Source organism: Saccharopolyspora sp. NPDC047091 (assembly GCF_040643635.1).
Taxonomy (GTDB): Bacteria; Actinomycetota; Actinomycetes; order Mycobacteriales; family Pseudonocardiaceae; genus Saccharopolyspora_C.
Window position 1 is genome coordinate 50,850 of record NZ_JBEYUS010000038.1, and the last position, 6,470, is coordinate 57,319.

Sequence of the window (6,470 nt, forward strand, 5' to 3'; positions counted from 1 at the left end):
CCGGTCCGGCGGGCCGTCGGCGCCGCTGACGCGAGCCGCGGGTCAGGAGCCGCGAGTCAGGAGCTGGGGGTCAGACGCTGCGCAGGACGGACACGACGACGCCGAGGACGGTGGCGTGGTCGCCGTCGATGACCTCGTAGGCCGGGTTCCGCGGTTCCAGTAGCACGTGCCCGTTCCGCTTCCGGTACACCTTGACCGTCGCCTCGTCGTCGAGCAGGGCCGCGACGATCTGCCCCGAGTGCGCCTCGGGCTGCTGCTTGACGATCACGGTGTCCCCGTCGCAGATCGCGGCGTCGATCATCGAATCGCCGCGCACCCGCAGCGCGAACACGGTGCCGCGCCCGGCGAACTCGCGGGGCAGCGTCAGCGTGTCGTCGAGGTGCTCGTCGGCGGCGATGGGCGTCCCGGCGGCGATGTCGCCGACCACGGGCACCGTCACCGAATCCCCGTCGCCGCGGGCGGCGGCGGTGCCGTGCAGGAACGCGCGCACGTCGATGGGCCGGGACACGGTCTCGCTGCGCCGCAGGAAGCCCTTGTCCTCCAGGCTCGCCAGGTGCTTGGACACCGAGGACGTGGAGCGCAGGCCGACGGCCTCGCCGATCTGCCGGGTGCTCGGCGAGTACCCGTGCCGCACCACCCAGTCGCGGATCGTCGCCATGATCCGCTGCTGGCGCAGCGGCAGGGACGAGGCGTCCAGGTGCTCGAACGGGTCGAGATCGTCGTAGCCGGTCATCCGCCGAATGGTAGATCCCGCCGCGCCGAACCCGATCACCGGCACGCCGACGCGGGGTGATCGGCGCGGTGCGGGGTCAGGAGGTGGGGAGGATGAGGCAGGTGGTGGTGGCGTGCGCGATGAGCTTGCCCGCCTCGTCGTGGACCTTGCCCTCGGCGGTGGCGGTGCGGCGTCCGGCGTGCACGACGGTGCCTTCGGTGGTGAGCACCTGGCCGTCGGTGCGCGCGGCGCGGATGTAGTTCACCTTGAGCTCCAAGGTGGTGTAGCCGACGCCCGCGGGCAGCGTGGTGTGCACGGCGCAGCCCATCGCCGAGTCGAGCAGGGTCGCGGCGATCCCGCCGTGCACGGTGCCGAGCGGGTTGGCGAAGTCGGGCCGGGTGTCCAGCGAGACCACGATGCGCCCGTGCTCGACCACGTCGAAGCGCATCCCGAGCAGGCCGCCGATGGACGGGGTGTCCGCGAAGGCCCCGGACTGCACCCGGCGCAGCAGTTCCAGTCCGGACGGGGCGGTGGATTCGGTGGTGGACATGGGCCTCTCCTCGGACGGCGGCGTTCCGGCCGGCCCTTGGCTACCGGTCGGTAACTTACGTTATCCGAGGTGGACGGCGCGGCGGAGCCCGATGTGGCGCGGATCGCTCGACCGGACGTCCGGACCGGGCGCCCGGTCCAGGCGTCGTGCCGGACGCCCGGCCCGGACGCCGTGCCGGACGGCGGTCCGCGGCCGCCGCCTAGATCGTCCCGAGCGGCGGTCCCGCGAGCGCCACCCGAGGCCCGGTCTCCCGAGCCTCACCAGGCGCCCGCGGCCTCACCAGGTGACCGGCAGCGACTCCACGCCGTAGACGAGCTTGCCGAACTTGAACGGGATCTCCGCCGGGTCCACGGCCAGCGCCAGCGACGGCACCCGCCGGTGGAGCGTGCCGAACACGACCTGCAGCTCCACCCGCGCGAGCTGCTGGCCGATGCACTGGTGCACGCCGAACCCGAACGCGTTGTGCTGCCGGGCATCGCGGTGCAGGTCCAGCCGGTCCGGTTCCGCGAACGCCGCGGAATCCCAGTTGCCCAGCGGCAGCGCCAGCACGATGCCCTCGCCCGCGCGGATCGTCTCGCCCTCGACCTCGATGTCCTCGCGCGCGACGCGGCGCAGCCCGTGGTGGGCCACCGACAGGTAGCGCAGCATCTCCTCGACCGCGCCCGCGACGACCTTCGGGTCCTCGGCGTCGCGGAACACGGCCAGGTTCGCGGGGTCTTGGAGCAGCTTCGCTGTGCCGAGCCCGATCATGTTCGCGCTGGTCTCGTGCCCGGCGATGAGCAGCACCATGCCCATCTGCGCGGCCTCGGCGACCGTGACGTCGCCGGCGGTGACCCGCTGCGCGAGGTCGGACACCCAGCCCTCACCCGGTTCGTCGACGCGAGCCGTGATCAGGTCGGCGAGGTAGTCCTGCAGCGCGCCGCTGGAGGCCGCGCTCTGCTCCGGCGTCGCGTCCCGGTCGATGGCGAGCACGCTGTGCCGCTGGAAGAACTCGTGGTCGGAGTAGGGCACGCCGAGCAGTTCGCTGATCATCAGCGACGGCAACGGCAGCGCCAGCGCGGCGACCAGGTCGGCGGGCTGCGGCCCGGCGAGCATCGCGTCGATCAGCTCGTCGGTGGTGCGCTGGATGAACGGCCGCAGCGCGGAGACCCGCTTGGCGGTGAACGGGAACGTCATCATCCGCCGGAACCGGCTGTGCTCGGCCGCGTCGGAGTTGAAGATGCTCGGCGCGCGGTCGGCGGCGTGCGCCTGGGAAGCGGCGCTGATGTGCGGGAAGCCCGGCTGCTTCTCGTCGGTGCTGACGCGGGCGTCACCCAGCAGCGCGCGCTGCGCGGCGTGCCCGGTGATCACCCACGGGGTGCTGCCGTTCCACAGCCGCACCCGCGACAGCGGCCGCTGCGCGGCGGCCTCGCGCAGCGCGGGCGGGGGAGCGAACGGGCAGGACGGGGCGCGTTCGGACGGGAATTCCGCTGTCGCGGCGAGTCGTTCGGTCATGGTGGCCTTCCGGGGGAGCGGTTCTCGGGAACGTCCGAAGTGGACTTCAGCGGGCGGGTGCGGCCTCGGCGGCGTCGAGGATCTCCTGGCGGCGCAGGCGGACCTGCTTGGGCATGTTCCAGCCGAGGACCGCGGTGGTGCGGCCGTCCTCGCGGTAGCGCACCACGAACCGGCCGTCGGCGGGGTCGCCGTCCACCACCTCCGCGTCGGCGGCGGGCCGCACCGTCCCGTGCACCTGGATCTTCACGTCGTACTGGTCGGTCCAGAAGAACGGGATCGGCGAGAACGCGCGGTCGGCGCCCAGGGCGTTCGCGGCCACCGCCCCGGCCTGCTCGGTGGCGTGCGTGCGGTTCTCCAGGCGCAGCGACGAATTCGTCCGCTCGTCGAGCCACCGGCACACGTCGCCGACCGCGTAGATCCCGGGCGCGGCGCGGCACCGCGAGTCGCACACCACGCCGTCCGCCAGCCGCAGCCCGCTGTCCGCGAGCCACTCGGTGTTCGGCACGGCGCCGACGGCGACGACCACCGCGTCGGCGGGCAGCTCCTCGCCGGAGTCCAGCCGCACCCCGGTCACCCGGCCGGACCCGGTGAACCCGGTGACGCCGCGGCCGAGGCGGAGCTCGACCCCGCGATCGGCGTGCAGTTCCGCGAGCCGGGCGCCGACCAGCGGGCCGAGCTGCCCGGCCATCGGTGCCGCCAGCGGCCCGGTGAGGGTGACGTGCGCGCCCGCGGCCCGCGCGGTGGCGGCGATCTCGGAACCGAGCACGCCCTCGCCGACCACGACCAGCCGGGCCCCGGGGCGCAGTTCGGCCCGCAGCGCCAGCGAGTCCTCGACGGTGCGCAGCACGTGCACCCCGTCCAGCCCGTCCTGCCCGGGCAGGGTGCGCGGCCGCACCCCGGTGGCCAGCACGATCGTCGCCGCGCTGAGCAGCCGTCCCGCGGCGGTGCGCACGGTCCGGGAGCCCGCGTCCAGGGAGACCGCCGCGTCGCCGAGGACGAAGTCGACGTCCAGCGCGGCGAGCGCCTCCTCGGTCCGCAGCCGCGCCCGGTCGGGTTCCCACTCCCCGGCGAGCACCTTCTTCGACAGCGGCGGCCGGTCGTAGGGCAGGTGCGGTTCGTCGCCGAGCACCGCGATCGGCCCGTCGTGCCCGCCCCGGCGCAGGGCTTCCGCGGTGGACAGGCCGGCGGCGGAGGCGCCGACCACCAGCACCGGTCCGGTCACGACTCCTCGCTGAGCGCGATGGCGGCCGCGGGGCACATGTTCGCGGCTTCCCGGGCACCGTCGTGCAGTTCGGCCGGGGGAGCGGCGTCCAGCAGGACCACCACGCCGTCCTCGTCGCGCTGGTCGAAGACCTCGGGCGCGACCATCACGCACGTCCCGGCGCCGCAGCACTTCTCCTCGTCGATGGTCACCTTCATCGTGTTCGACTCCTGTCGTATCGGGTTCGGCCGTCGTAGTGGGTTCGGGTCGCGGAGCCCGCTCGGCTCCGCGGCCGCCGGGCCGGGCTGCGCATCGCGCGAGCACCGGCGGTCACGGTGCGCCGTCCCGTTCGCCCGGGAGGCTTCCAGCGGTGGCGGGCGCGAGCCAGAGGCCGGTGATCGCGTCCACCAGGCCGGTTCCGGCCTGCTGCCAGGTTCGGCGCGGGGTGGGGGTGCCGTCGGCCAGTGCGAGCTCGCGCTCCGCGACCACGTGCACCACCAGCCGCCGGGCCATGTCGCGGCGTTCCTGCCGCACGGGTTCGGGCAGTTCGGCCAGCAGGCGGTGCAGTTCCTCGCCCGCGCGCCGCAGCGATGGGGAGTTCCACGAGGCGCGTTCGGCGATCTCGCGGTAGGCGGGGTCGGTCATGACCTGCGCGCCGAACCGGCCGTACCAGGTCGGCCCGCCCAGGTCGGCCAAGTGCTGCGCGCTCGGCAGCACCATGCACGCCACCCAGTCCCGCACGGCGGTCGACCCTTCGGCGTCGGCGACCATCCGGGCGCGCAACCGCTCGACCTGCTCGTAGTGCTTGCGCAGGATCGCGGCGACCAGTTCGGCCTTGGTGCCGAAGTGGTAGCCGACGACGGCGTTGTTGCCCTGTCCCGCGGCCTCCCCGATCTGGCGGTGGGACACGGCGGTGATCCCGTGCTCGGCGAACAGGCGCTCGGCCGTCGCGAGGATCAGCTCCCGCGTCGCCCGCACCTGCCGGGACCGCGCCGCGCCCACGGTCACCACCGCACCGGGACTTCGCGCAGGCCGCCGACGACGAGTCCTTCCAGCGGTCGCAGCTGCGCGGCGGGCACCGCGAGCTCCAGCGACGGCAGCCTGCGCAGCAGCACTTCGAGGGTCACCTGCAGCTCGTTGCGGGCCAGCGCCTGCCCGAGGCAGGAGTGCGCGCCGGTGCCGAACGCCAGGTGCGGGTTCGGGGTGCGGGCCAGGTCCATGTCGTCGGCGCCGTCGAAGGCGGTTTCATCGCGGTTCGCGGCGGCCATGTTGCACATGACGGTGGTGCCGCGCGGCAGCTCGGTGCCGGCGATCTCGACGTCCTCGTTGAGGAAGCGGACCATGCCGAGCCCGGAGTTGGCGTCGAACCGCAGCACCTCTTCGACCGCGGAGCGCACCAGCGACGGGTCCGCCAGCAGCCGCTCCCAGCGCCGCCGGTCCGACAGCAGCATCGCCACCATTTTGCCGATCATGTTCGCGGTGGTCTCGTGCCCCGCGATGAGCAGGCCGAGCCCGGTGGCGGCGAGCATCCGGTCCGGCATCCGCTCGCCCTCGGAGTCGGTGGCGGCGATGAGCTCGCTGAGCAGGTCGTCCCCGGGCTCCTGCTGCTTGGCGGCGATGTGCCCGGCCATGTAGGCGAAGAAGTCTGCCTCGGCGGCCTTGAACTCCTGCTCGGAGTACCGGGTGAGATTGAGGAAGGTGTCCGACCAGCGCGAGAACCGGTCCCGGTCGGCGGTGGGCACGCCGAGCATGTCGCAGATGACCCACACCGGCAGCGGGAACCCGAGCGCGGCCTTGAGGTCGGCGGGCCCGCCACCGGCGATCATGTCGTCGACGAGGCTCTCGGCCATCCGCTCGATCTCGGGGCGCAGCGCCAGCATCCGCTTGGCGGTGAACCACCGGTTCACCAGGCGCCGCCAGCGCTGGTGGCCCTCGCCGCTCTGCGGGAGCGCGGTGGACATCTCGCTGTTGAACAACCCGCCCGATTCGGTGTCGGAGATCCGGGCGGCGTCGGGGTCGTCGAGGCTGCGGCCGAAGCGCTGGTCGGCGAGCACGTCCTTGACGTCGGAGTAGCGGGTGAGCAGGGCGACCTCGTCGCCGCTGGGCAGCTTGGCGCGGGAGACGGGGCAGCCGGCGCGCAGCCGGGCCCATTCGGCGGGTGGTTCCAGCGGTCCCGGTGCGGGGATCGGGTAGTCGAGCACCCGTTCGTCAGATGTGGTCACCGCGGTGTCTCCTCAAGTCGGCCTTGCTCGGGTCCGGGGAATTCGGCGCGTCCGGGAACGTCCGGGGATCGAGCTTGGAGGTAGTGAACCGCAGCTGCTAACGTCAGTCAAGCGCCTGCCTTAAAGGCGCGGACCGAACGAGAACGGAGCACCATGACCCACGCCCTCAGCGCGCCGCGGCGCCCGGACGACGCGCCGCCCGCGCGGACGAACGTGGTCGTCCCGGTGCTGGCCTTCGGCGGCATCTCGGTGTCGCTGATGCAGACCCTGGTGGTGCCGCTGGTGCCGAGC

At 73.5% G+C, this 6,470-nt stretch carries 7 protein-coding genes; all 7 read right to left on the reverse strand.

Annotated elements, in window-relative coordinates:
• Positions 1 to 70 precede the first annotated feature (70 nt).
• Positions 71 to 733, reverse strand: coding sequence for a transcriptional repressor LexA (gene lexA / locus ABZ805_RS17765; protein WP_358441087.1), 663 nt, complete (start codon positions 731 to 733; stop codon positions 71 to 73).
• Positions 734 to 809: 76 nt separating this feature from the next.
• Positions 810 to 1,262 carry a PaaI family thioesterase gene (locus ABZ805_RS17770; RefSeq protein WP_358441090.1) on the reverse strand — a complete coding sequence of 151 codons (453 nt, stop codon included), beginning with the start codon at positions 1,260 to 1,262 and terminating at the stop codon, positions 810 to 812.
• A gap of 276 nt (positions 1,263 to 1,538) precedes the next feature.
• Positions 1,539 to 2,756 (reverse strand): cytochrome P450, encoded by a 1,218-nt coding sequence (locus ABZ805_RS17775; protein WP_358441092.1) that lies wholly within the window; start codon positions 2,754 to 2,756, stop codon positions 1,539 to 1,541.
• Positions 2,757 to 2,802: 46 nt separating this feature from the next.
• A complete protein-coding gene (locus tag ABZ805_RS17780; RefSeq protein WP_358441095.1) occupies positions 2,803 to 3,978 on the reverse strand; it encodes an FAD-dependent oxidoreductase in 1,176 nt (391 codons plus the stop codon).
• Positions 3,975 to 4,175: a ferredoxin gene (locus ABZ805_RS17785; protein ID WP_358441098.1), complete on the reverse strand. Its 201-nt coding sequence runs from the start codon at positions 4,173 to 4,175 to the stop codon at positions 3,975 to 3,977. The genes ABZ805_RS17780 and ABZ805_RS17785 overlap by 4 nt, the downstream gene beginning before the upstream one ends.
• A gap of 112 nt (positions 4,176 to 4,287) precedes the next feature.
• Positions 4,288 to 4,959: a helix-turn-helix domain-containing protein gene (locus tag ABZ805_RS17790; RefSeq protein WP_358441106.1), complete on the reverse strand. Its 672-nt coding sequence runs from the start codon at positions 4,957 to 4,959 to the stop codon at positions 4,288 to 4,290.
• Positions 4,960 to 4,961: 2 nt separating this feature from the next.
• Positions 4,962 to 6,179 carry a cytochrome P450 gene (locus ABZ805_RS17795; protein ID WP_358441100.1) on the reverse strand — a complete coding sequence of 406 codons (1,218 nt, stop codon included), beginning with the start codon at positions 6,177 to 6,179 and terminating at the stop codon, positions 4,962 to 4,964.
• Positions 6,180 to 6,470 lie beyond the last annotated feature (291 nt).

Excerpts from the sequence above, each read along its gene's own strand:
- lexA (WP_358441087.1), bottom strand. The coding sequence starts at position 733 with ATGACCGGCTACGACGATCTCGACCCGTTCGAGCACCTGGACGCCTCG.
- ABZ805_RS17770 (WP_358441090.1), bottom strand. The coding sequence starts at position 1,262 with ATGTCCACCACCGAATCCACCGCCCCGTCCGGACTGGAACTGCTGCGC.
- ABZ805_RS17775 (WP_358441092.1), bottom strand. The coding sequence starts at position 2,756 with ATGACCGAACGACTCGCCGCGACAGCGGAATTCCCGTCCGAACGCGCC.
- ABZ805_RS17785 (WP_358441098.1), bottom strand. The coding sequence starts at position 4,175 with ATGAAGGTGACCATCGACGAGGAGAAGTGCTGCGGCGCCGGGACGTGC.